Source organism: Streptomyces sp. NPDC045695, assembly GCF_056432025.1.
Genome location: NZ_JBWKJU010000012.1, coordinates 188,619 through 213,348, shown reverse-complemented (window position 1 = coordinate 213,348; position 24,730 = coordinate 188,619). Strand labels below are relative to the sequence as shown.

At 71.4% G+C, this 24,730-nt stretch carries 22 protein-coding genes and 1 pseudogene; 17 read left to right on the top strand and 6 right to left on the bottom strand.

From position 1 onward, the window contains the following. Positions 1–777: pseudogene (locus AC07DU_RS22015) on the bottom strand (iron-sulfur-binding reductase); the annotation flags it as partial. 109 nt (positions 778–886) lie between these two features. Then, complete coding sequence (locus AC07DU_RS22010; RefSeq protein ID WP_479113013.1) at positions 887–1,426, bottom strand: sugar transferase; 540 nt, start codon at positions 1,424–1,426, stop codon at positions 887–889. 229 nt (positions 1,427–1,655) lie between these two features. Here AC07DU_RS22010 and dnaK point away from each other — a divergent pair, with 229 nt between their 5' ends. The 4 genes from dnaK to AC07DU_RS21990 are packed head-to-tail and all read left to right on the top strand — an operon-like array spanning position 1,656 to position 5,868. Then, the gene (gene dnaK / locus AC07DU_RS22005) at positions 1,656–3,503 is read left to right on the top strand and encodes a molecular chaperone DnaK (protein ID WP_360902523.1); all 1,848 of its coding nucleotides are present in this window, start codon (positions 1,656–1,658) and stop codon (positions 3,501–3,503) included. Then, positions 3,503–4,180 carry a nucleotide exchange factor GrpE gene (gene grpE, locus AC07DU_RS22000; protein WP_360902521.1) on the top strand — a complete coding sequence of 226 codons (678 nt, stop codon included), beginning with the start codon at positions 3,503–3,505 and terminating at the stop codon, positions 4,178–4,180. The genes dnaK and grpE overlap by 1 nt, the downstream gene beginning before the upstream one ends. 39 nt (positions 4,181–4,219) lie before the next feature. Then, positions 4,220–5,398: a molecular chaperone DnaJ gene (gene dnaJ / locus AC07DU_RS21995; protein ID WP_479036263.1), complete on the top strand. Its 1,179-nt coding sequence runs from the start codon at positions 4,220–4,222 to the stop codon at positions 5,396–5,398. A 2-nt stretch (positions 5,399–5,400) separates the two neighbouring features. After that, positions 5,401–5,868 carry a heat shock protein transcriptional repressor HspR gene (locus AC07DU_RS21990; protein ID WP_360902532.1) on the top strand — a complete coding sequence of 156 codons (468 nt, stop codon included), beginning with the start codon at positions 5,401–5,403 and terminating at the stop codon, positions 5,866–5,868. 72 nt (positions 5,869–5,940) lie between these two features. On the opposite strand, the gene AC07DU_RS21985 is transcribed toward AC07DU_RS21990, so the two are convergent. After that, positions 5,941–6,999 (bottom strand): helix-turn-helix transcriptional regulator, encoded by a 1,059-nt coding sequence (locus tag AC07DU_RS21985; RefSeq protein WP_366866222.1) that lies wholly within the window; start codon positions 6,997–6,999, stop codon positions 5,941–5,943. Positions 7,000–7,385: 386 nt separating this feature from the next. Here AC07DU_RS21985 and AC07DU_RS21980 point away from each other — a divergent pair, with 386 nt between their 5' ends. After that, complete coding sequence (locus tag AC07DU_RS21980; protein ID WP_051734285.1) at positions 7,386–7,667, top strand: Rieske (2Fe-2S) protein; 282 nt, start codon at positions 7,386–7,388, stop codon at positions 7,665–7,667. A gap of 157 nt (positions 7,668–7,824) precedes the next feature. Here AC07DU_RS21980 and AC07DU_RS21975 read toward each other — a convergent pair whose 3' ends face one another. After that, entirely contained in the window at positions 7,825–8,238 is a 414-nt protein-coding gene (locus AC07DU_RS21975) for a pyridoxamine 5'-phosphate oxidase family protein (protein WP_479036258.1), read from the bottom strand. A gap of 125 nt (positions 8,239–8,363) precedes the next feature. On the opposite strand from AC07DU_RS21975, the gene clpB reads away from it, so the two are divergent. Continuing rightward, complete coding sequence (clpB, locus tag AC07DU_RS21970; RefSeq protein WP_360902509.1) at positions 8,364–10,964, top strand: ATP-dependent chaperone ClpB; 2,601 nt, start codon at positions 8,364–8,366, stop codon at positions 10,962–10,964. Between the two features lie 215 nt (positions 10,965–11,179). After that, complete coding sequence (locus AC07DU_RS21965; RefSeq protein ID WP_479036255.1) at positions 11,180–11,722, top strand: type III secretion system chaperone family protein; 543 nt, start codon at positions 11,180–11,182, stop codon at positions 11,720–11,722. 3 nt (positions 11,723–11,725) lie between these two features. Here the strand turns inward: AC07DU_RS21965 and AC07DU_RS21960 are convergent, their stop codons facing one another. Together AC07DU_RS21960 and AC07DU_RS21955 are read right to left on the bottom strand one after the other, a co-directional pair. Next, positions 11,726–12,916: a hypothetical protein gene (locus tag AC07DU_RS21960; RefSeq protein ID WP_479036252.1), complete on the bottom strand. Its 1,191-nt coding sequence runs from the start codon at positions 12,914–12,916 to the stop codon at positions 11,726–11,728. Positions 12,917–13,049: 133 nt separating this feature from the next. Then, positions 13,050–14,240 (bottom strand): pyridoxal phosphate-dependent aminotransferase, encoded by a 1,191-nt coding sequence (locus AC07DU_RS21955; protein WP_453374697.1) that lies wholly within the window; start codon positions 14,238–14,240, stop codon positions 13,050–13,052. Between the two features lie 696 nt (positions 14,241–14,936). Between AC07DU_RS21955 and AC07DU_RS21950 the strand changes: the two genes are divergently transcribed. From AC07DU_RS21950 to kynU, 10 genes are all read left to right on the top strand, one after another. Then, positions 14,937–15,485, top strand: coding sequence for a DUF2617 family protein (locus AC07DU_RS21950; protein ID WP_360902499.1), 549 nt, complete (start codon positions 14,937–14,939; stop codon positions 15,483–15,485). A gap of 152 nt (positions 15,486–15,637) precedes the next feature. Further along, positions 15,638–17,284, top strand: coding sequence for a polyamine aminopropyltransferase (locus tag AC07DU_RS21945; protein WP_479036249.1), 1,647 nt, complete (start codon positions 15,638–15,640; stop codon positions 17,282–17,284). Between the two features lie 48 nt (positions 17,285–17,332). Then, positions 17,333–18,178 carry an SRPBCC family protein gene (locus tag AC07DU_RS21940; protein ID WP_479036246.1) on the top strand — a complete coding sequence of 282 codons (846 nt, stop codon included), beginning with the start codon at positions 17,333–17,335 and terminating at the stop codon, positions 18,176–18,178. A gap of 43 nt (positions 18,179–18,221) precedes the next feature. Next, positions 18,222–19,031 carry an aldose epimerase family protein gene (locus AC07DU_RS21935; protein ID WP_479036244.1) on the top strand — a complete coding sequence of 270 codons (810 nt, stop codon included), beginning with the start codon at positions 18,222–18,224 and terminating at the stop codon, positions 19,029–19,031. Positions 19,032–19,041: 10 nt separating this feature from the next. Then, positions 19,042–19,581 (top strand): orotate phosphoribosyltransferase, encoded by a 540-nt coding sequence (pyrE, locus tag AC07DU_RS21930; protein WP_479036241.1) that lies wholly within the window; start codon positions 19,042–19,044, stop codon positions 19,579–19,581. A 277-nt stretch (positions 19,582–19,858) separates the two neighbouring features. Beyond that, a complete protein-coding gene (gene fbaA / locus AC07DU_RS21925; RefSeq protein ID WP_360902484.1) occupies positions 19,859–20,881 on the top strand; it encodes a class II fructose-bisphosphate aldolase in 1,023 nt (340 codons plus the stop codon). A gap of 182 nt (positions 20,882–21,063) precedes the next feature. Next, on the top strand, positions 21,064–21,777 hold the full coding sequence (locus tag AC07DU_RS21920) for a ScbR family autoregulator-binding transcription factor (RefSeq protein ID WP_479036237.1): 714 nt from the start codon (positions 21,064–21,066) through the stop codon (positions 21,775–21,777). Positions 21,778–21,888: 111 nt separating this feature from the next. After that, positions 21,889–22,302 (top strand): DUF3151 domain-containing protein, encoded by a 414-nt coding sequence (locus AC07DU_RS21915; protein ID WP_360902478.1) that lies wholly within the window; start codon positions 21,889–21,891, stop codon positions 22,300–22,302. Positions 22,303–22,467: 165 nt separating this feature from the next. Continuing rightward, positions 22,468–23,316, top strand: a complete 849-nt coding sequence (locus AC07DU_RS21910) for a tryptophan 2,3-dioxygenase (protein ID WP_361942644.1) — start codon at positions 22,468–22,470, stop codon at positions 23,314–23,316. Further along, on the top strand, positions 23,309–24,586 hold the full coding sequence (gene kynU, locus AC07DU_RS21905; RefSeq protein ID WP_479113010.1) for a kynureninase: 1,278 nt from the start codon (positions 23,309–23,311) through the stop codon (positions 24,584–24,586). The genes AC07DU_RS21910 and kynU overlap by 8 nt, the downstream gene beginning before the upstream one ends. The last annotated feature ends 144 nt before the right edge of the window (positions 24,587–24,730 follow it).

The following is a 24,730-nucleotide window of genomic DNA, read 5'->3' as shown; positions in this document are numbered from 1 at the left end:
GAGGGCGACCGCGCCGTCCGCGTTGCGCTTGAACCAGATGTTCGGGAAACCGAGGAAGCGGTGCCAGGCCACACCCATGTTGGTGTTGAGCGAGACCACGATCATCCAGATCAGCGAGGTGCCGATCTTGATCATCGCGGTGAAGTAGATGGCGTTCTGCAGCGCGCTCGCCGAGAGCCCCTTGAAGGCCAGGACCAGCGGGTACGAGACGAAGTACGCCGGCTCGTACGAGTCCACGTGGTGGATCGCGCCTTCGAGCCCGCGCAGGCACAGGATCGCGAGGCCGATGGTGAGGATGATGTACTCGACGAAGTACGCCTGCCAGGCCTTCGAACCGGTGAAGCGCGACTTGCGGCCGGCCCGCGAGGGCAGGCTGAGCAGGCGGATCACCATCAGGACGACGATGCCGACGACCGTCATCAGGCCGATGAACTCGATGTAGAGCTCGAACGGCAGGAAGCCGCCGACGACCGGCAGCACCCAGTCGGCCTCGAAGAGCTGTCCGTAGGCCTGCGCCAGCGTCGGGGGCAGCGTCAGGAAGCCGATCGCGACGAACCAGTGCGCGAAGCCGACGATGCCCCAGCGGTTCATGCGGCTGTGGCCGAGGAACTCGCGGACGAGGGTGAGGGTTCGGGCCTTCGGGTCGTCCGTGCGGCTGCCGGCCGGCACGGGCTGGCCGAGCTTCACGAAGCGGTAGATCTGCGCCACGGCTCGGGCGAGCAGCGCGACGCCGACCACGGTCAGGACCAGCGACACGATGATCGCGGCGAGTTGCATGGGAGGGCTCCTCGAGCGGCATTACTAAGCGGTAACTTATATAGTCAAGGCCTGAGGTTACCCATTCCCGACGCCGCAATGTAGCCGAGCGTGCGGTGATCTGTGTCGCTCAGGCTTGCCTATGACGGTAGGCCGCCCGCGGGGTCTGCGCCAGGATCGCCAGGTCCATCCCCAGCCAGTGGTTCTCCACATAATGACGGTCGAGCAGGGCCATCTCCTCCCAGGGCAGATCCGAACGTGCGCTCACCTGCCACAATCCGGTCATTCCGGGCCGTACGAGGAGCCGGTCGGGGCGGTCGGTACGGGGCTCCGGGCGCGGCCCCACCAGGGACATCTCCCCGCGGAGCACGTTGAACAGCTGGGGGAGCGCGTCGAGCGCGGACCGGTCCAGCGCCTCTCCGAGGCGGCCGGTGCCGTCGGTGCGCAGCCGCCAGGTGTGGAACGGCCGTCCGGCCAGGCCGGCGGCGGGCTCCTTCACGACGAGGGGCCGTGCGCGCTGGGTCGCGTAGAGGAGCCCGGCGGCCAGTGCGAGCGGCGCCGCGCACAGGACCAGCAGGATCACCGCCCCGAGCACGTCGAGCACCCGCTTCGCCGGTGGGGCGGCGGGGACCCGGACCCGGACCCGCGGGGCGGTGAGTGTGAGGGGCATGCCAGCACGCTGCCGCATGCGCGTGGCGGCGGCGGGGCGCCGCGCGGCGGCGGTGACCCGTTCGGCCGTCCCGCCGCTGCCCGGCACGCCGCCCCGCCACAGCCGCCTCCGCGGCTTGCGCGTAAGCGGGGCCTAAAGGTTGAGCCCCCTCGACTCAGCTCTGTTGACGGCGGCGCGGCGATGCGGCATGGTTGAGTCTGTTCCACTCAAGTCAGCTGGAGGAATCGAAATGGCACGTGCGGTCGGCATCGACCTGGGCACCACTAACTCCGTCGTCAGCGTTCTGGAAGGCGGCGAGCCCACCGTCATCACCAACGCCGAGGGCGCCAGGACCACGCCGTCCGTCGTCGCCTTCGCCAAGAACGGCGAGGTCCTCGTCGGCGAGGTGGCCAAGCGCCAGGCGGTCACGAACGTGGACCGGACCATCCGCTCCGTCAAGCGCCACATGGGCACTGACTGGAAGATCAACCTGGATGGCAAGGACTTCAACCCGCAGCAGATGAGCGCCTTCATCCTGCAGAAGCTGAAGCGCGACGCCGAGGCGTACCTGGGTGAGAAGGTCACGGACGCGGTCATCACCGTCCCGGCCTACTTCAACGACTCCGAGCGCCAGGCGACGAAGGAGGCCGGCGAGATCGCGGGCCTCAACGTCCTGCGCATCGTCAACGAGCCGACGGCCGCCGCCCTGGCCTACGGTCTCGACAAGGACGACCAGACCATTCTCGTCTTCGACCTCGGTGGCGGCACCTTCGACGTGTCGCTCCTGGAGATCGGCGACGGTGTCGTCGAGGTCAAGGCCACCAACGGTGACAACCACCTCGGTGGCGACGACTGGGACCAGCGCGTCGTCGACTACCTCGTGAAGCAGTTCCAGAACGGCCACGGCGTCGACCTGTCCAAGGACAAGATGGCGCTCCAGCGTCTGCGCGAGGCCGCCGAGAAGGCGAAGATCGAGCTGTCCTCCTCCACGGAGACCTCGATCAACCTGCCCTACATCACGGCTTCCGCCGAGGGCCCGCTGCACCTGGACGAGAAGCTCACGCGCTCGCAGTTCCAGCAGCTCACCGCGGACCTCCTGGACCGCTGCAAGACCCCGTTCCACAACGTCATCAAGGACGCCGGCATCCAGCTGTCCGAGATCGACCACGTGGTCCTGGTCGGCGGCTCCACCCGCATGCCGGCCGTCGCCGAGCTCGTCAAGGAGCTGACCGGCGGCCAGGACGCCAACAAGGGCGTCAACCCGGACGAGGTCGTCGCCATCGGCGCGACGCTGCAGGCCGGTGTGCTCAAGGGTGAGGTCAAGGACGTCCTGCTCCTCGACGTGACCCCGCTGTCCCTGGGCATCGAGACCAAGGGCGGCATCATGACCAAGCTCATCGAGCGCAACACCACGATCCCGACCAAGCGCTCGGAGATCTTCACGACGGCCGAGGACAACCAGCCGTCCGTGCAGATCCAGGTCTACCAGGGCGAGCGCGAGATCGCGGCGTACAACAAGAAGCTCGGCATGTTCGAGCTGACGGGCCTGCCGCCGGCCCCGCGCGGCGTCCCGCAGATCGAGGTGTCCTTCGACATCGACGCCAACGGCATCATGCACGTCACGGCCAAGGACCTCGGCACGGGCAAGGAGCAGAAGATGACCGTCACCGGCGGCTCCTCGCTCGGCAAGGACGAGGTCGACCGCATGCGCCAGGAGGCCGAGCAGTACGCGGAGGAGGACCACCGCCGCCGCGAGGCCGCCGAGTCCCGCAACCAGGGCGAGCAGCTCGTCTACCAGACGGAGAAGTTCGTCAAGGACAACGAGGACAAGGTCCCGGCCGACGTCAAGACCGAGGTCGAGGCGGCCGTCTCCGAGCTGAAGGAGACGCTCAAGGGCGAGGACACGGCCGAGATCCGCACCGCGACCGAGAAGCTCGCCGCGGTCAGCCAGAAGCTCGGCCAGGCCATCTACGCCGACGCCCAGGCCGCTCAGGGCGCCGCCGGCGCCGCCGGTGACGCGGGCCAGGCCAAGGCCGACGACGACGTCGTCGACGCCGAGATCGTCGACGACGAGAAGCCGAAGGGTGGCGCTGCCTGATGTCGGAGGAGACCCCGGGCTTCGAGGAGAAGCCCGACGTCCCCGCCGACGCCGCTCAGGACGACGCCGAGCCGAAGGCCGCCGACTCCGCCGACACGGCGGAGGGGGCGGCCCCGGCCGGGGACACCGCACAGGACACGGCCCTGCTGGCGCAGCTGGACCAGGCCCGTACGGCGCTCTCCGAGCGCACCGCGGACCTCCAGCGGCTCCAGGCGGAGTACCAGAACTACCGCCGCCGGGTGGAGCGGGACCGGATCACCGTCAAGGAGATCGCGGTCGCGTCCCTCCTGACGGAGCTGCTCCCGACCCTGGACGACATCGGCCGGGCGCGCGATCACGGCGAGCTGGTCGGCGGCTTCAAGTCGGTGGCCGAATCGCTGGAGACGGTCGCCGCCAAGATGGGCCTGCAGCAGTTCGGCAAGGAGGGCGAGCCCTTCGACCCGACGATCCACGAGGCGCTGATGCACTCGTACGCGCCGGACGTCACCGAGACGACCTGCGTGGCGATCCTGCAGCCGGGGTACCGAATCGGCGAGCGTACGATCCGTCCCGCACGGGTCGCGGTGGCCGAGCCCCAGCCGGGCGCGGCCCCCAAGTCCGCAGGCTCCGACCCGGCGGCCGCGGAAGGCGAAGCGCCGTCGTCGTCGGAGGACGCGGATGCCCCCGACAAGGGCTGATGCACCACACGTAAAGGCACGGGAGGAGGGACACCGGGGATGAGCACGAAGGACTTCGTCGAGAAGGACTACTACAAGGTCCTCGGTGTCCCGAAGGACGCCACCGAGGCCGAGATCAAGAAGGCGTACCGGAAGCTCGCGCGCGAGTTCCACCCGGACGCCAACAAGGGCGACGCCTCGGCCGAGGAGCGCTTCAAGGAGATCTCCGAGGCGAACGACATCCTCGGCGACGCGAAGAAGCGCAAGGAGTACGACGAGGCGCGCGCGCTGTTCGGCAACGGCGGTTTCCGCCCGGGGCCGGGCGGGGGCGGCGGCTCGTTCAACTTCGACCTGGGTGACCTCTTCGGGGGCCAGCCGGGCGGCCAGGCCGGCGGTTTCGGCGGCGGTCTGGGCGATGTCTTCGGAGGTCTCTTCAACCGCGGCGCCGGCGCCGGTGCGGGCACCCGCACCCAGCCGCGCCGCGGCCAGGACATCGAGTCGGAGGTCACCCTCTCCTTCACGGAGGCGGTGGACGGGGCCACGGTCCCGCTGCGGATGTCCTCCCAGGCGCCCTGCAAGGCCTGTTCGGGCACCGGCGACAAGAACGGCACCCCCCGGGTGTGCCCGACCTGTGTCGGCACCGGGCAGGTCTCGCGGGGCAGCGGCGGCGGCTTCTCGCTGACCGACCCGTGCGCGGACTGCAAGGGCCGCGGCCTGATCGCGGAGAACCCCTGCGAGGTCTGCAAGGGCAGCGGGCGCGCCCGCAGCTCGCGCACCATGCAGGTCCGGATCCCGGCGGGCGTCTACGACGGCCAGCGGATCCGGCTGCGCGGCAAGGGCGCGCCGGGCGAGCGCGGCGGTCACGCCGGTGACCTCTACGTCGTCGTGCACGTCGGCAGCCACCCGGTGTTCGGCCGCAAGGACGACAACCTGACGGTGACCGTGCCCGTGACGTTCACGGAGGCGGCGCTGGGCGCCGACATCAAGGTCCCGACCTTGAACGGCCCCTCGGTGACGCTGAAGCTGCCCCCGGGCACGCCCAACGGCCGCACCATGCGGGCCCGCGGCAAGGGCGCGGTCCGCAAGGACGGCACCCGCGGCGACCTGCTGGTCACGGTGGAGGTCGAGGTCCCGACCGAGCTGTCGGACAAGGCCCGCGAGGCGCTGGAGACGTACCGAGAGGCGACGGAGTCGCACGACCCGCGCTCCGCCCTGTTCGAGTCCGCGAAGGGAGCATGAGCATGGACGGCCGCCGACGAACCTCCCGCTTGGGGAATGGGTACCAGCTCACCGACGAGACCCCGGTCTACGTGATCTCGGTGGCCGCCCAGCTCTCGGGCCTGCACCCGCAGACCCTCCGCCAGTACGACCGCCTCGGCCTGGTCTCCCCGGACCGTACGGCCGGCCGCGGCCGGCGCTATTCGGCCCGTGACATCGAGCTGCTCCGTACGGTGCAGGCGCTGTCCCAGGACGAGGGCATCAACCTGGCGGGCATCAAGCGGATCATCGAGCTGGAGAACCAGGTCGCCGCGCTCCAGCAGCGCGTGGCCGAGCTCTCCGCCGCGGTGGACGGTGCGGCGGCCACGCTGCGGGCCCGCGAGGCCCAGGTGCACGCCTCGTACCGGCGCGACCTGGTCCCGTACCAGCCTCCGCAGCCGGGCAGTGCCCTGGTCGTGTGGCGGCCGAGCCCCAAGCGGCCGATGGACTGACGCAGGACGCGTGCAGGTGGTTCATGTCCACCCTCAGGCTCCGCCCCTCCCAGGGCGGGGCCTGAGGCGTTTCTAGAGGCCTTCCGGGTCCAGGTCCTCGGGGTCGCAGGGCTGCCCCGGGTCGCAGGGCCGGGTGAGGATGCCGGACTGGGCGATGAGGTAGCCGAGCTGGGCGCGGCTGCCGCTGCCGAGGGTGGTGGCCAGTTTGGCGATGTGGGCGCGGCAGGTGCGCACGTTCATGCCGAGGCGGCGGGCGATGGCCTCGTCGACGTGGCCCTCGATGAGCAGCTGCGCGATGCTGCGCTGCACGCCGGAGATCCCCCCGGGCGTGCGCCGGTAGGTCACTTCCTGCTGGAGGGGCACGGCGCGGTGCCACAGCTGCTCGAACACCTTGATGAGGTAGTCGACCAGGCCCGGGTGGCGCAGTTCCAGGGCGACCCGTCGGTCGTCGCTCACGGGGATGAAGGCCACCGTGCGGTCGAAGATGATCAGGCGCTCTATCAGTTCTTCGAGCGTGCGGATCTCCACCTTGCCCGCGGAGATCCGGTCCACGTAGGCGAGCGTGCCCTGGCTGTGCCGTGCGGTGTGCTGGTACAGGGTCCGTATGCTGACCCCGCGGTCGATCAGCGGCTGGTCGCGCTCCAGCGCCTGCGTGAGGGCCTCGGAGGGCCGTGCGCCGCCCGGCTGGACGGTGAGCACCTCGGTGTGGCATTCGGCCGTCGCGAGGTTCAGCGCGGCGTTGATCCGCTCGAAGCCCTCCAGCACCGTGATGGCGTGGGTGTTGGCCGGGCTCTGTGCGCTGATGGCCAGGAAAGGCTCGAAAGTGTCGGTGAGATCTACAGCGCTGCGTCGGCGGTCCTGGATCTCCCGTTCAATCGGATGGAGCCGTTGAGCCAGGGCGACGGACGGGGGAACCGGGCGAAGCTGGTTCGCGTCATCCGGGTCGGGCTGCAGAAGGGCGAATTCAAGCAGGCAGGGGGCGTTCTGGATCTCGCTCCGGGCGATCCGGCCTGTGCTCAGCGCAGTGGCGTACAGCCGTGTTCCCTCACCGCACATGGACGTGACGGGGTGAGGATGTGTCGGCTTTGTCCCGTTTCGTGTCAAATCTCCACCCCCCAGGGTCCTGAACATGCAAGAACATGATGCATCGTCCCTGTGGCATTGACGTGCCTGAATGAGCCATCGTCTGACACGCGGGGGAGAGGATTCCATCAAGTGAGGACGAAGCCGACCATGTTCAAGAGAATGCTTCGCTCGGTGCTTGCCATAGGTTTCTCCGCCGTTGCGGTTTTTGGGGCAGTCAGCGCCGTCGAAAGTGACGCGGGGAGCGCTAGGGGCGGTCAGGGCACGACCCTGACGAGCACCGAGTTCGACACCGGCTGGACCACGGCGCCCGCGGGCAAGTACGCGGACACCGGCTGGACCAGCGGCCAGCTGGGCGGTGCCGATACAGGGTGGACCCACGCACCTGTGACGGTGTCCGCGTGACCCCCGACGACCGCGGCTTCCGCCGCGAGATGGCCTCCGCCTACCGCTCGGGGTGGCAGTTCATCGATCTCGCCACGGCCATCCCCCACCCTGGCGATTCGTTGATGGTCACCCTGTTCGGCCAACCGATCGTCATCGTGCGCGAGGAGGACGAGGACGTACGTGCCTACCGGTGCCTGCGCCGCCCGCGGGGCGCGCCGCAGCCCGTCCGCTGCGAGGTGCGCTACGGAATGGTCTTCGTCAATCTCGATCAGCGGGACCACCAGCTGTTCGAACCCGATATCACCACCGCCACCCCCCGCAGTGCCTGAAGCGATTCCCCCGTCGTCCCAGATCGCTCAGGCGCTACCCCCACACAACGGCGCCATCGTGGACCTGACCACGATGGCGCCGTTGTGATGTCCGCGTCCAGGTGTCGAACCGGACAAGGTCCAGGTGTCGAACCGGACAAGATGAAGGCTCAACGGCTCAAGCGCGCCCCATGGCCCGGTCCAGGGTGATCTCCATGACGACCCGGTCCGGATTGGGCGACGGCGTGCGCCCGTAGCGCTGCGCGTAGCGCGCCACCGCGTCGGCGACCGACGCCTCGTCCGTACGGATCACCGCGCGCCCCTCCAGCGTGGCCCAGCGGCGCCCCTCCATCTGGCACACCGCCACCCGCGCGCCCCCCGGCTGCGCCGCCTGGGCCGCCAGGATGTTGCGGACCTTCTTGCTGTGCTTGTTGCTGATCACCCGGGCGAGGCCCGCCTGCGGGTCGTACGTCACGCCCACCGGCACCACGTGGGGCGTGCCGTCCGGGCGCGGGGTGGTCAGCGTGCAGACGTGCCGCTCCTGCCAGAAGGCGAGGTACTCGGGCGTCGGGTTGAGTACGTCTTGGGACATGGCCGAAGCGTACGTCTCCCTCGTGCCCTCACCTGTCTTGAGTGGAATAGACTCAACTTTGCAGACGCTGTTTCTGTCAGACTCAGTCGTAGTGAAGTCGAACCCTCTGGAGAGGAGAAAACGCCGTGGACGCCGAGCTGACCAACAAGAGCCGGGACGCGCTGAACGCGGCCACGAGCAGGGCCGTCAAGGACGGCCACGCCGACCTGACCCCCGCGCACCTGCTGCTGGCCCTCCTCGCGGGCGAGGACAACGAGAACGTCATCGACCTGCTGGTGGCCTCCGACGCCGACCAGGCCGCCGTCCGGGCCGGCGCCGAGCGGCTGCTCGCCGCCCTGCCCAGCGTCACCGGCTCCACGGTCGCGCCCCCGCAGCCCACCCGGGAGCTGCTCGCCGTCCTCGCCGAGGCCGACGAGCGGGCCGGCGAGCTCGGGGACGAATACCTCTCCACCGAACACCTGCTCATCGCCATCGCCGCCAAGGGCGGACCGGCCGGTGAGGTCCTTTCCGCCCAGGGCGCGACGGCGAAGAAGCTGCTGGCCGCATTCGAGAACGCACGAGGAGGACGGCGGGTGACCTCCCCCGACCCCGAGGGCCAGTACAAGGCCCTGGAGAAGTTCGGCACCGATTTCACGGCGGCGGCGCGCGAGGGCAAGCTCGACCCGGTCATCGGCCGCGACCACGAGATCCGGCGCGTCGTGCAGGTGCTCTCGCGCCGCACCAAGAACAACCCGGTGCTCATCGGCGAGCCGGGCGTCGGCAAGACGGCCGTCGTCGAGGGCCTGGCCCAGCGCATCGTCAAGGGTGACGTCCCGGAGTCCCTGAAGAACAAGCGGCTCGTCTCCCTGGACCTCGGCGCCATGGTCGCGGGCGCCAAGTACCGCGGTGAGTTCGAGGAGCGGCTGAAGACCGTCCTCGCCGAGATCAAGTCGAGCGACGGCCAGATCATCACCTTCATCGACGAGCTGCACACCGTCGTCGGCGCGGGCGCCGGCGGCGACTCGGCCATGGACGCGGGCAACATGCTCAAGCCCATGCTGGCCCGCGGCGAGCTGCGCATGGTCGGCGCGACCACCCTCGACGAGTACCGCGAGCGGATCGAGAAGGACCCGGCGCTGGAGCGGCGCTTCCAGCAGGTGCTGGTCGCCGAACCCTCCGTCGAGGACACCATCGCGATCCTGCGCGGGCTCAAGGGCCGCTACGAGGCCCACCACAAGGTCGTCATCAACGACAGTGCGCTGGTCGCCGCGGCGACCCTCTCCGACCGGTACATCACCTCCCGCTTCCTGCCCGACAAGGCCATCGACCTCGTCGACGAGGCCGCGTCCCGCCTGCGGATGGAGATCGACTCCTCGCCGCTGGAGATCGACGAGCTCCAGCGCGCGGTGGACCGGCTGCGGATGGAGGAGCTGGCGCTGAAGAACGAGTCCGACCCGGCCTCGCTCGAACGCCTCGACAAGATCCGCAAGGACCTCGCGGACAAGGAGGAGGAGCTGCGGGGCCTCACCGCCCGCTGGGAGAAGGAGAAGCAGTCCCTCAACCGCGTCGGCGAGCTCAAGGAGCGCCTCGACGACCTGCGCGGGCAGGCGGAGCGGGCCCAGCGAGACGGCGACTTCGACAGCGCCTCCAAGCTGCTCTACGGGGAGATCCCGGCCCTGGAACGCGAGCTGGCGGAGGCCACCGAGGCCGAGGCCGAGGCGTCCAAGGCCGGAGCGGTCAAGGACAGCATGGTCAAGGACGAGGTCGGCCCCGACGACATCGCGGACGTGGTGGGCGCCTGGACCGGCATCCCGGCGGGCCGCCTGCTCGAAGGGGAGACCCAGAAGCTGCTGCGCATGGAGGACGAGCTGGGCCGCCGTCTGATCGGCCAGAGCGAGGCCGTACGGGCCGTCTCCGACGCCGTACGCCGCACCCGCGCCGGAATCGCCGACCCCGACCGCCCCACCGGCTCCTTCCTCTTCCTGGGGCCGACGGGCGTGGGCAAGACGGAGCTGGCCAAGGCCCTCGCCGACTTCCTCTTCGACGACGAGCGGGCCATGGTCCGCATCGACATGTCGGAGTACGGCGAGAAGCACAGCGTGGCCCGCCTGGTCGGCGCCCCGCCCGGCTACGTCGGCTACGAGGAGGGCGGCCAGCTGACCGAGGCGGTGCGCAGGCGTCCGTACTCCGTCATCCTGCTGGACGAGGTCGAGAAGGCCCACCCCGAGGTCTTCGACGTCCTGCTCCAGGTCCTGGACGACGGCCGCCTCACGGACGGCCAGGGCCGGACGGTGGACTTCCGCAACACCATCCTGGTCCTGACCTCGAACCTGGGCAGCCAGTTCCTGATCAATCCGTCCACACCGGCGGACGAGAAGAAGCGGCAGGTGCTGGAGGTGGTCCGGGCGAGTTTCAAGCCGGAGTTCCTCAACCGGCTGGACGACACCGTGGTCTTCTCCGCGCTGGGCGAGGACGAGCTGGCGCGCATCGCCCGGCTCCAGATCGGCCGCCTCGCCAAGCGGCTGGCCGACCGGCGCCTGACCCTGGACGTCACGCCCGAGGCCCTGGCCTGGCTGGCCGACAAGGGCAACGACCCGGCGTACGGCGCCCGGCCGCTGCGCCGCCTGATCCAGACGGCGATCGGCGACCGCCTCGCGAAGGAGATCCTCTCCGGCGAGGTCAGGGACGGGGACACGGTCCGCGTGGACGTGGCCGGCGAGGACCTCCTGGTCGGCAAGGCCCCGTAACGCGGGCGCCCGGCCGGGAGCCGACGCCCGTAAGGCGGGCTCCCGGCCGGGGCGGCCCGCCCCAGGGCGCGGCCCCAGCGGCCTGCGAACGCTCACATGTCCCCCTTTGCCGGGCGCACCCCCTGTCCGCCCGTGGCGGATCGCAGCCGTCGGGCTGGACACGGGGTGGGCGGGATGGGGGAGGATGAAGGTATCCGCACGAAGGGAAGTACACGGTGAGCATCGACCCGGCCTCGATTCCGAACTTCGGAGGGCAGCAGCCCGATCCGCAGGCCACAGGACCGGCGGGCCCCGTCGTCCCCGACCAGGAACTGGTCAAGCAGCTGCTGGAGCAGATGGAGCTCAAGTACGTCGTCGACGACGAGGGTGACCTCGCGGCGCCGTGGGAGGACTTCCGCACCTACTTCATGTTCCGCGGCGAAGACGAGCAGCAGGTCTTCTCCGTGCGGACCTTCTACGACCGTCCGCACAAGATCGACGAGAAGCCGCAGCTCCTCGAGTCGATCGACGACTGGAACCGCCGCACCCTGTGGCCGAAGGTCTACAGCCACACCCACGACGACGGCTCGGTCCGCCTGATCGGTGAGGCGCAGATGCTGATCGGCACCGGCGTCAACCTGGAGCACTTCGTGTCCTCCACGGTCAGCTGGGTCCGCGCCTCCATCGAGTTCGACAAGTGGCTCGTGGAGCAGCTCGGCCTGGAGAAGGAGATCGACTCCACCGAGGGCGACGACGAGGGCAACGGCGACGGCAACTAGCCGTCACAGCGGTACGCGGGCCACCAGCAGCAGGTAGAGCCCGTAGCCGTAACCGAGCCCGGCCACCACCGCGGTCACCACGACCGCGGTGCGCGGCCGGGCTCTCGCCATGACGGCGGCCAGCGGCAGGAGCAGCGGGAAGGCCGGCAGCAGGAAGCGCGGCTTGGACTCGAAGAAGCCGGCCCCGCCGTAGGTGATCACCATCAGTATCCCGGTGTACGCGAGCAGCGGCAGCGGGGTGCGGTCCAGCACCAGCAGCATCGCCAGCAGCCCCGCCACGGCCAGCAGCACCACCGTCACCGTGGTGGCGAGCGGCACGTGCCCGCCGGTCAGCACCTGCTCCGCCGAGCGCAGCGCCCCGCCGCCGAAGTCGAAGCGCGAACCCCAGTCGCGCTGCACGGCGAAGTAGCCGCCGAAGGGGTCCTGCACCTTCGCCCCGACGGCCACGACGTACGCCGCCCAGCCCACCGGCGCCAGCAGCCCGGCCAGCCACACCTCGGGCGCACGGGACCTGCGCGCGAGGATCGTGTACAGGGCCATGGCGGACACGGCCGCGGCGACCGCGAGCCCGGTGGGCCGCGTCAGCCCGGCCAGCACGGCGAGGCCCGCGGCCCACAGCCAGCGGCCGCGCAGCAGGGCGTACAGCGCCCAGGCGGCGAAGGCGGCCAGCAGCGGCTCGGTGTAGACGAGGGTCAGCACCACCGCGTGGGGCAGCGCCGCCCACAGCCCCACGAGGAGCAGTCCGGCGCGCGGCCCTATGACCTGCTCACCGACGCGGTAGATCCCGACGGCGGCCACGGCGGCGGAGACCCAGGCGACGAGGAGCCCGGCGGGGACGAGCCCGCCGGGCAGTATCTCGGAGACGATCCGTATCAGCGCCGGGTAGAGCGGGAAGAAGGCGTAGTCGCTCTGCACGAAGCCGGTGCCGGTGAGGGGGCTGGGCGACATCACGGTCCGCCCGTAGCCGTTGGCGGCGATCCCGAGGTACCAGGCCGAGTCCCAGGACTGCCCGAGCACCCGCAGCGGATCCCGGCCGGCCCACCAGGACCCGAGGGCGAGGACCAGTACGCCGGCGCCGCGTACGGCCGCGAAGACCCCGAGTGCGATCACCGTCGTGGGCGCAGCCGACCGTACGGCCCGTACCGCGCGCATCTCCAAGGGCGACGCGGACACGGTCGCTCTGCCCGTTGCCATCTATCCCGACACTCCAGCTCTCGGTTGGTCCGCCCACCGGGTGGTGGGGGCTTCGGGCACGTTCAGGCGATCAGCTTCACACCGGTTTCGGGCCCCCCGCAAGCACGCACGGTGCGGACGGGGCAGCGCCGCCTCAGAGCAGCCGCAGCCGGGCGGCGGCCTCCCGCAGGACGTCCTCGCGCTTGCAGAAGGCCCAGCGGACCTGGGTCGCGCCGGCGGACTTGTCGTCGTAGAAGACCTGGTTCGGGATGGCGACCACGCCGCAGCGTTCGGGCAGGGCGCGGCAGAAGGCCAGGCCGTCCTTCTCGCCGAGCGGGGTGATGTCGGTGGTGATGAAGTACGTGCCCTGCGGGCGGAAGACCTCGAAGCCGGCGGCCGTGAGTCCGTCGGCGAGGATGTCGCGCTTGGCGGCCAGATCGGCGCGGAAGGCGTCGTAGTAGGTGTCGGGCAGGGCCAGGGCCTCGGCGATCGCGTACTGGAAGGGGCCCGAGGAGACGTAGGTGAGGAACTGCTTCGCCGAGCGGACCGCCGTGACCAGCTCCGGGGGCGCCGTGACCCAGCCGACCTTCCAGCCCGTGAAGGAGAAGGTCTTGCCGGCGGAGGAGATGGTGACGGTGCGCTCGCGCATGCCCGGGAAGCCGGCCAGGGGCGTGTGGGAGCCCTCGAAGACCAGGTGCTCGTACACCTCGTCCGTGACGACCAGCAGGTCGCGCTCCACGGCGAGGGCGGCGACGGCGGTCAGTTCCTCGCGGGTCAGGACGGTGCCCGTCGGGTTGTGCGGGGTGTTCAGCAGGAGCAGGCGGGTGCGCGGGGTGACGGCGGCGCGCAGCTCGTCCAGGTCGAGGACGAAGGCTCCGGCGTGCGGCCGCAGGGTGACGGGGACCCGGACCGCGCCGGCCATCGCGATGCAGGCCGCGTAGGAGTCGTAGTACGGCTCCAGGGCGATGACCTCGTCCCCCGGTTCGAGGAGGGCGAGGAGGGAGGCGGCGATGGCCTCGGTGGCGCCCGCCGTGACCAGGACCTCGGTGTCGGGGTCGTAGGAGAGCCCGTAGAAGCGCTGCTGGTGGGCGGCGATCGCGGTACGCAGCTCCGGGACCCCGGGGCCGGGCGGGTACTGGTTGCCGCGGCCGTCGAGGACGGCGCGCGAGGCCGCCTGCGCGATCTCCGCCGGACCGTCGGTGTCGGGGAAGCCCTGGCCGAGGTTGATCGAACCGGTGCGGGCGGCCAGCGCCGACATCTCCGCGAAGATCGTCGTGCCGAAGGCCGCCAGGCGGCGGTTCAGGAAGGGGCGGTCGCTGCTCACGGGTGCGCTCATGGGCGCCATCCTGCGGGCAAGCTCTGGAGTTGCTCAAGTGTGCTTTGGGCCGCGTGGCCGGAGGGAATTCCCCCTGCACGCGGGACGCGGGGATCCCGCCCCCGGGCAGACCCGGGCGTGAGAGAGGGGGCAGCCGTGGTCTACGGCTTCGCAGTACTGGGAGTGCTGGGCGTCGCGTTCGTGGTCATGATGCTGGTGCGTTGGGGCGGCGGATCCTCGTCCGGTTCCTCCTCCGGCAGCAGCAGCAGCTGGTGGGCCGGCGGTGGCGGTGGCGCCGGGGGCCGCTCCGGCTCGGGCGGCAGCGGATCGTCCTGCGGCGGTTCGTCCGCCTGCGGTTCGTCCTCCTGCGGTTCGTCCTCCTGCGGGGGCGGGGGGTGCGGTTCCAGCTGACCGCGGCACCGTCCCGACGAGGGCGTTCGACGGTCTGCTCTCCGTCGTGCGCCCTCTCGTGCGCCCATGCACCACGACGCGCGGGAGGCAACATCCTGAACACCTGAACTGCGGAGCCCCCGGGGGGATGTAAACCACTTCATGTTGGGTAAAAACGCTGTGAGTGCCGTGCCTTTCATGATTCCCTCGGTTGAGTAGACCAGTCCTCGGACCACCCCCCTGGACTTCCTGTGGACCCGTGCCGGTGTCCCCCACCCGTTGACTACCGCTGGCGGGCCCCGGCCCATCTCCCTCGCGCGTTTGCGGAGCCGACTCATGCTCACGACCCTCCAGACCTCGTACACCGACACGCGTGCCGCCGACCTCGCCTGGGCCCTGGGCCGGGACCGGCTGCCCGCCCTGGCCGTACTGCACCTCGAACTGTCCGGCGCGAAGGTCGAGTTGCGCCTGCTCGGCGCCTCCCATCAGGTACTTATGGAGGAGGGCGAGGTCCTTTGCTCGGAGACGGTCGCCTGCATGCCCGGCAGCAGGACGCCGCTGCCCCTCGGAGTGGCCAAGCGGGTGGGCGACTGGGAGTACGAGTTCGCCGCGCGGGTCGAGACCCTGTCCCAGGGCTCCTTCGCGGGGCGGGCACAGGAGTTGCTCGCACTGGTGGCGGACCACCCGAACGGACTAGCGGGAACCTTTCCCGGCAGTCCGCACGCGTTCACCGCCATGCTCGCGCAGCGCCACGAGGGACAAGTGCGCTGGCGGACCTGGCACGCCTACCCGCAGGAGGGCCAGCTCGTGGCCACCAGGACGCGGGTGGGGGTGCGCACGGCCGCCCCGGCCGCGGCCGTCGTGGAGTCACCCGCGCTGCTCTAGGGGGTGTCTGGCGGGTCAGGCCGGATCAGGAGCGGCGTTGTCCGATCGTTGTGATCGCTGGGACGCAACTACGCCAACCGGCCCAATCGGTACGCCACTTGCACCCATGTGGGTGACCGGGTGCCGGTGGGCGGTGACGTACGGTTCGCTGCATGATCGACCGTTCCGTCCCGCGCCGGGTGCTTCCGGCTCCGGAGCCCACGGGTAAGGAGACCGTCCCGGCCGCCCTGCCCGTACGGCCCCGGACCGGCCGACTCCTCGTCCTGGCCACCGTGTTCGTCTGCGCCGCCTGCGGTCTCGTGTACGAACTGGAGCTGCTCGCCCTCGGCACGTACCTGATCGGCGACTCCGTCACGCAGGCGTCGGTCGTGCTGTCCGTCATGGTCTTCGCCATGGGCGTCGGTTCCCTGCTCGCCAAACGCCTGCGCCACCGGCCCGCCTTCGGCTTCGGCGCCATCGAGGCCGGGCTCGCCCTCCTCGGCGGGCTCTCGGCCATGGCGCTGTACGCGAGCTTCGCCTGGCTGGGGGAGTCCCGCCCCGCGCTCGTCGCCTTCTCCTTCGCCATCGGGGTGCTCATCGGCGCGGAGATCCCGCTGCTCATGGCCCTCATCCAGCGGATCCGCAGACAGGACGCGGGCGGGGCCGTCGCCGATCTGTTCGCCGCCGACTACGTGGGCGCACTCGTCGGCGGCCTCGCCTTCCCCTTCCTGCTGCTGCCGATGCTGGGCCAGCTCACGGGCGCCATGTTCACCGGCACCGTCAACGTGATCGTCGGCGGCGGGCTGGTCCTGTGGCTGTTCCGCCGCGACCTGAGCCGGCGCTGCCGCTGGCTGCTGATCGCCGCGAACGTGACCGTCCTGGCCGTCCTCGCCTCCGCGACCCTGCTCGCCGACGACTTCGAGCGGGGCGCCCGGCGCGCCGTCTACGGCGAGGAGGTCCGGGTCGCCGTCCAGACCGGGGTGCAGGAGCTGGTGCTCACCGGCCCCTCGACCGGCTCCCCCCGCTCCCTCAACCTGTACCTCGACGGGCGGCTCCGGGTCAGCGGCTACGACGAGTACCGCTACCACGAGGCCCTGGTCCACCCCGCGATGACCGGCCCGCACGCCCGCGTCCTGGTCCTCGGCGGCGGCGACGGGCTCGCCGCGCGCGAGGTGCTGCGCTACGAGGACGTCACCTCCGTCACCGTCGTCGACATCGACCCCGTCGTGGTCCGGCTCGCCCGCACCGATCCGAAGCTCTCCGCGCTCAACGCCGGCGCGTTCGAGGACCCGCGCCTGGCCGTCGTCCACCAGGACGCGTTCCGCTGGCTGCGCGGACCGGCCGCGGGGGGCGGGTTCGACGTCATCGTCTGCGACCTCCCGGACCCCGGGATCACCCCCAGCAACCCCAAGCTGTACTCGCAGGAGTTCTACGGGCTGGCCGCGCGGGCCCTGCGCCCGGGCGGCCGGATCGCCGTACACGCCGGGCCGCTGGCCACGCGGCCCCGTACGTACTGGACCGTCGACGCCACCCTGCGCGCGGCGGGCCTGCTGACCGCCCCCTACAGCGCGGGCGGACGCCTCTCGGACTTCGCCGCCGGGACCGACCGCAGCCCGCTGCGCGCGACCGGCGCCCCCACGCAGGACTGGGGCTTCGTCCTGGCCGCCCGCGACGAGGTCCCCGCGCTGCACGTGGACCGCGACACGCCGGGGCTGCGCTCGCTGTCCACCCGCTCCCTGCAGGACGCCGCACGGGACGCGGAGCGCACCCGGGTGTCCGGGCTGCCGCCGTCGACGCTGCCGCACCCGAGGTACTCCTGACCGGCAACCTGACGCCCCGGACACCGCCCACTCGGTAGGCTCGACCGCATGGAGCATCAGGTGTTCGTTCCGGTACCGGCAGACGATCTCCGCGCCGTGCTGCGCGACCCGGCCCGGCTGGCCGGATGCGTGCCGGGATGGCAGCAGGACGCCGACACCGGTACCGGGCCGCTCGCGGGCCGGCTCAAGGTCCGGGTCGGCGGGAGCACCGTGACCTACCGGGGCGCCCTGACCGTCACCGAGCGGGACCCCGCCCACTTCACCGTCGACGGTGAGGGCACGGAGGCCCGGGGCAGCGGGACCGTGAGGTTCTCCCTCGATCTGCGGCTGGCCGGGACCGAGGGCGGGACCCGGCTGGACCTCGCCGCCGGGGGCACCGCCGACGGGCGCGCCGCCGCGTTCACCCCCGAGGCCGCGGCCGCGGCCGTGCGGCGGATGCTGGAGCGGGCCGCCGAGCAGCTGGCCGCTGCGGCGGGGGAGGACTCGGCCGGCGAGGAGGCGGCTGCCGAGGTGAGTGATCCCGTGGCCGACGCCGAGGCGGTCGAGGAGGCCGCGGGGACGGGGGAGGGACTCGACGAGGGGCTCGGCGAGGTCACCGCCTCGCTGTTCGACACCGAGGTGCCGCCGCCGACCCTGGACCCGTTCCTCGCGGGCGAGTTCGAGGACTTCGACGGGGCTCCCCGGCCCCCGGCCGAGGCCGCCCACGCCCGCCGCACGATGATCGGCCGCAGCGCGGAGGAGGTCGACCACGCGCCCCCGCGCGGCCGTTACGCCCCGGTCCCCGCGCCCAGCTCCACCACCGCGGGGGACAGCCTGCGCTGGATCGCCCCGGCCGCCGCCCTCGCCCTGGCCTCAGCCGTCGTCATCGGCCGCGCCCTGCGCCGCCGCCGTTAGTCCCTTGCGGGGATACGGCAGTACACCGCCTAACCTCCACCGTATGACTACGCAACTGACGGCCGGCGGCGCCGAGGTGACCGTCGACCAGGAGAACGGCTGCCGGATCAGCAGCCTGCGCATCGACGGCACCGAACTGCTGCGCCAGGGGGCCCACTACGGGTCCTTTCCGATGGTCCCGTGGTGCGGCCGGATCGAGAACGGCCGCTTCCGCGACGGCGCGGCCCTCCACCAGATGCCGGTCAACCACCCGCCGCACGCCCTCCACGGCTTCGGCCGCGACGCGCCCTGGCGCGGTGCCGGGGCCACCGCGACCGAGGCGGCTTTCACCTACGACCTCGTCGCGCCGTGGCCGTACCCCGGCCGGGTCACCCAGGTCTTCGCGCTCGCCGAGGACTCGCTGACCCTCACCCTGGGCGTCGAGACGTACGGGGACTCCTTTCCCGCCCAGGCCGGCTGGCACCCCTGGTTCCGGCGCGACCTGGGGGCCGGCGGCGGGGACGTGCAGCTCGCCTTCGAGCCCGCCTGGCAGGAGGAGCGCGGCCCCGACCACCTCCCCACCGGCAAGCGCATCGACCCCACGCCCGGTCCCTGGGACGACTGCTTCGGCATGCCGGAAGGGGTCGACGTCACCCTCACCTGGCCCGGCGCGCTGGAGCTGAGGCTCACCAGCCGGGCCGAATGGGTGGTCGTCTACGACGAGGACCCCGAGGCGGTCTGCGTGGAACCGCAGTCCGGCCCGCCGAACGGGCTGAACACCCTCCCGCGCCTGGTCACCCCCGTGGACCCGCTGGAGATCTCCACGACGTGGACCTGGCGGCGGCTTCGCCAGGCGCTGCCAGACACCCCCTAAGCTCGGGGCCATGACTGACGTACGCGATGCGCTTTTGCAGCAGATCAAGGACAAGGCCGTCGTGCACGGCAAGGTGACGCTCTCCTCCGGCCGTGAGGCCGACTACTACATCGACCTCCGCCGGATCACCCTCGACGGCGAGGCGGCCCCGATGGTCGGCCAGGTCATGCTCGACCTGACCGCGGAGCTCGACTTCGACTGCGTGGGCGGTCTGACCCTGGGCGCCGACCCGGTCGCGACCTCGATGCTGCACGCCTCCGCCGCGCGCGGTCAGCGGCTGGACGCCTTCGTCGTGCGCAAGGCGCAGAAGGCGCACGGCATGCAGCGCCGTATCGAGGGCACCGACGTGAAGGGCAAGCGCTGCCTGGTGGTCGAGGACACCTCGACCACCGGCGGGTCCCCGCTGACCGCGGTCGAGGCGGTCCGCGAGGCCGGCGGCGAGGTCGTCGCCGTCGCGACGATCGTCGACCGCGGCGCGGCCGACGCGATCGCCGCGGCCGGTCTGGCGTACCTCACCGGCTACCACCTTGAGGACCTCGGCCTGTCCTAGGGTCCCGGGGCCCCCTCGGGACCTCGTCCGGGACTCCGGACCGGTCACCCGCGGAACTGGTGACGAAGGTTCCCAGGGGTGCCGGGTAGGTCCTGACCTGGGCTTTTTCGAGCCGCTGGGATGTTTCACGTGAAACATCCCAGCCGTTCGGACCGCACTGTGGGACGGGCAGGGTGGAGTGTCGGGCGGAGTCTGGAAAGATAGGCGCGACGATGACGTCGCCCCCAGGTCAGGGCCCGCAATAAGCACACTCCCCGCACATCCAAGGAGCGGACAGATGCCCATCGCAACCCCCGAGGTCTACAACGAGATGCTCGACCGGGCGAAGGCAGGCAAGTTCGCCTACCCGGCCATCAACGTGACCTCCTCCCAGACCCTGCACGCTGCACTGCGCGGTTTCGCGGAGGCCGAGAGCGACGGCATCATCCAGATCTCCACCGGTGGTGCGGAGTTCCTGGGTGGCCAGCACAACAAGGACATGGTCACCGGCGCTGTCGCCCTGGCCGAGTTCGCGCACATCGTCGCCGCCAAGTACGACATCACGGTCGCCCTGCACACGGACCACTGCCCCAAGGACAAGCTGGACGGCTACGTACGTCCGCTCCTGGAGGTCTCCGCCGAGCGCGTGGCGCGTGGTCTGAACCCGCTCTTCCAGTCGCACATGTGGGACGGCTCCGCCGAGACCCTGGCCGACAACCTGGCCATCGGCCAGGAGCTGCTCGCCAAGGCCGCCGCCGCGAAGATCATCCTTGAGGTCGAGATCACCCCGACCGGCGGCGAGGAGGACGGCGTCAGCCACGAGATCAACGACGAGCTCTACACCACCGTCGACGACGCGCTGCGCACCGCCGAGGCCCTCGGCCTGGGCGAGAAGGGCCGCTACCTGCTGGCCGCCTCCTTCGGCAACGTCCACGGCGTCTACAAGCCGGGCAACGTCGTCCTGCGCCCCGAGCTCCTCAAGGACCTCCAGGCGGGTGTCGCCGAGAAGTACGGCAAGGCCTCCCCGTTCGACTTCGTCTTCCACGGCGGCTCGGGCTCCACGGCCGAGGAGATCGCCACCGCGCTGGAGAACGGCGTCGTGAAGATGAACCTCGACACCGACACCCAGTACGCCTTCACCCGCCCGGTCGTGGACCACATGTTCCGCAACTACGACGGCGTGCTGAAGGTCGACGGCGAGGTCGGCACGAAGTCCAAGTACGACCCCCGCACCTGGGGCAAGGCCGCCGAGGCGGGCATGGCCGCGCGCGTCGCCGAGGCGTGCGCGAACCTGCGCTCCACCGGCACCAAGCTGAAGTAGTCGATCCCCGGCAGACTGCGTGGAAGGGCCCGGTTCCCGTCTCACGACGGGGGCCGGGCCCTTCCACGTCACCCGGACGACGTCCGGCGAGGCCCGACGAGGCGCGGGCGACGGGGTATGCGCGAGGGTGGGGACCGCACCCGGCGGCAGGCCGCCGGGGCGTGGAGAGGGGAGGGGTACACATGGGAGCCGGACGGCCGCAGGCGAAGCAGGACCGCGCGGTGCGGACCCGCCGGGCGATCCTGGAAGCCGCCGCCGTGGTCTTCGAGGACCGCGGGTACGACGCGGCCAAGCTGACGGAGATCGTCAGGCTCGCCAAGGTCACCAAGGGCGCCCTCTACTTCCACTTCGAGTCGAAGGAAGACCTTGCACAGGCCGTCATCGACGCGCAGGTGACCACGCACGCGCCGTGCACCCCGCAGGAGTTCAAGGCGCAGGAGTTCGTCGACGTCGGCATGATCTTCTCCCACCGCCTGCGGCACGACGTGCTGATGCGCGGCAGCGCGCGCCTCACCCTGGAACAGAACGGCCGCGAGCTGGACCGCGCGGCGCCGTACCAGGGGTGGATAGAGCTGCACACCGCGCTGATGGTGGAGGCGAAGGAGCGCGGCGAACTGCTCGCGCACGTGGAGCCGGCGGGGCCCTCGCGGCTGGTGGTGGGGGCCTTCGCGGGGCTCAACGTCATGTCGCAGACGCTCGGGCTCGAACTGGACCGGGAGGTCTCGGCGCTGTACACGAGCGTGCTGCCGAGCCTGGTGGTCCCGGCCGTGGCCGCCCGGCTCGACACCGCGCCCGGCCGTGGTGCCAGGGCCCTGCACGGCCCGAACGGGGCGGAGGCGTGCGACTGTGCGAGCCCGCCCGGCCCCGAGCCCGCGGCGACGGCCGCCGCAGGCTGACCAGCCGGACCGGGGCTGACCAGCCGTACCTGCCGGCCACCGGACACCACCCGGCCCCGCCGGGCGCCCCAAGGCTCGGCCCGGGGGCGGTGGACCGGCAGACTGGGGGGCATGTCCATTCACCAGAACCTGCTCGGGGGCCCCGCCCCCACCCACCTCCCCGACGAGCCGGGCCGCGAGGCCCTCGCCGCCGGTACCCCCGCCGTCGAGGTGGCGGCCGCGCACCCCACCTCCTCCCTCGCCTGGGCGATCCTCGCCGACGAGGCCTTCGCCGCCGGCCGCACGGTCGAGTCGTACGCCTATGCCCGTACGGGTTACCACCGCGGCCTCGACGCGCTGCGGCGCGCCGGGTGGAAGGGCCACGGCCCGGTGCCGTGGGAGCACGAGCCGAACCGCGGCTTCCTGCGCGCCCTGCACGCGCTGGCCCGCGCGGCCGGCGCGATCGGCGAGAAGGAGGAGTACGAGCGCTGCTCGACCTTCCTGCGTGACTCGTCCGAGACCGCGGCGGACACGCTGAGCGCCTGAGTCCGTACGGCGGGGAGTGACGCGGCCCGAAATGTGTGGTCTGCGTCACTCACCGCTGGAGCGCCGGCGCGACGGGGTCCTATGATGCGGGCAGGGGACCGGGGCTCCACTCACCTCACGGAAGGAGCGGACCGCTACCCGGAAGCACGTGTCGAGGAGACAGCGATGTCGAACACCCTTGATGCCTCCGGAGTCGGCGGGTCGGACACCCCGAACCTCGACTTCGACGGCACGACCCCGTACGAGGACTACGTCCAGGCGGACGTCCTCACCCACCTCCAGCACCTGCGCTCGGACGACCCGGGCGAGATGGTCTTCCTGGTCACGACCCAGGTCATGGAGCTGTGGTTCACGGTCATCGTCCACGAGTGGGAAACCGCGGCGAAGGCCCTGCGCGAGGACCGCATCCCGGTGGCGATGGATGCGCTGAAACGTTCCCTCCGTGAGCTCGAAGCCCTCAACGCCTCCTGGCGCCCGCTCGCCCAGCTGACCCCGGGACAGTTCAACGCCTACCGCTCCGCGCTCGGCGAGGGCTCCGGTTTCCAGTCGGCCATGTACCGCCGGATGGAGTTCCTGCTCGGCGACAAGTCCGCCTCCATGCTGGTCCCGCACCGGGGCGCCCCGCGCGTCCACGCGGAGCTGGAGAAGGCCCTCCACGAGCCGAGCCTCTACGACGAGGTCCTGCGCCTCCTCGCCCGCCGCGGCTTTCCGGTACCGGCCGCCGTCCTGGACCGCGACCTCGCCCAGCGCTACGAGCCCTCGCCCGAGGTGGAGGCCGTCTGGACGGGCCTCTACGCGAACCCGGACGAGCACCTGGACCTGCACCGCCTCGGCGAGGTCCTGACGGACGTCGCCGAGCTCGTCTGGCGCTGGCGCAACGACCACCTGGTCGCCACCCGACGCGCCATGGGCGCGAAGACGGGCACGGGCGGCTCGGCCGGAGTCGCCTGGCTGGAGAAGCGCGCGACCAAGAACGTCTTCCCGGAGCTGTGGACGGCGCGCAGCCATGTCTGACACCTTCCGCGCGGCCCTGCCCGACGCCTTCCGTACTCACCTGTCCGACCCGTCCTCCCCCGCCCTGCCCGACGCCTCCGGCGCGGCGGACCTCCGCGCCCGGGCCGCCGAGCTCGACGCCGCCGACGAGCTCGCCACGTTCCGCGGGCGCTTCACCCTCCCCGAGGGAGTCGTCTACCTGGACGGCAACTCCCTCGGCGCGCTCTCGGTGGGAGTCCGCGACCGCCTCGCGCAGGTCACCTCCCACGAGTGGGGAGAGCTCCTCATCCGCTCCTGGGACGAGAGCGGCTGGTGGACCGCCCCCGAGCGCATCGGGGACAAGATCGCCCCCCTCATCGGCGCGGCCGCGGGTCAGGTCGTCGTGGGCGACTCGACCAGCGTCAACCTCTTCAAGGCCCTGGTCGCCGCCGCCCGCCTCGCCGCCCCGGGCCGGACCCGGCTCCTGGTCGACGCCGCCACCTTCCCCACCGACGGCTACATCGCGCAGTCGGCGGCCCGGATGACGGGCCTGACCGTCACCCCGGTGGACCCCGCGCACGCGGCGCAGGCGATGGACGAGGAGACCGCCGTGGTCCTCCTCAACCACGTCGACTACCGCACCGGCCGCCTCCACGACCTCGCCGGCCTCACCGCGGCGGCCCGCGCCGCCGGGGCGATCACGGTGTGGGACCTGTGCCACTCGGCCGGGGCCCTGCCCGTCGGCGTCGACGCCCACGCGGTCGACTTCGCGGTCGGCTGCACGTACAAGTACCTCAACGGCGGCCCCGGTTCGCCCGCGTACCTGTACATCGCCGAGCGGCACCAGGCCGGCTTCGATTCCCCGCTCCCCGGCTGGACCGGCCACGCGGACCCCTTCGGGATGACCCCGGCCTACGAGGCGGCGCCCGGCGCCACCCGCGGTCGCGTCGGCACCCCCGACATCCTGTCCATGCTGGCGCTGGAGTCGGCGCTGGACGTCTGGGACGGGGTGTCCATCGAGGCGGTACGGGACAAGTCGCTGGCCCTGACCGACTTCTTCCTCGAATGCGTGGCGGCGTACGTCCCGCAGGGCAAGGTCGAGTCGGTCACCCCGGCCGAGCACGAGCTGCGCGGCAGCCAGATCACGCTGCGCACCGAGAACGCCCGCGAGGTCATGCGGGAGCTCATCTCCCGCGGCGTCATCGGCGACTTCCGTCCGCCGGACGTCCTGCGCTTCGGCTTCACCCCGCTCTACGTCGGTTTCGCCGACGCGGAGCGTGCCGCACGCACGCTGGGTCACATTTTCGGGTGACCCGGTAGCGAAACGTCACATCACCGGGCGGGCGGGGCTACGGCTCCGTCCGCCCGGTCACATTCCGGACCCCGCACGGAAGGGGCTGTTCCAGACTGATACGGTCCCGCTCTGCCGGAACACCGGAACATCTGTCCCCGCTGT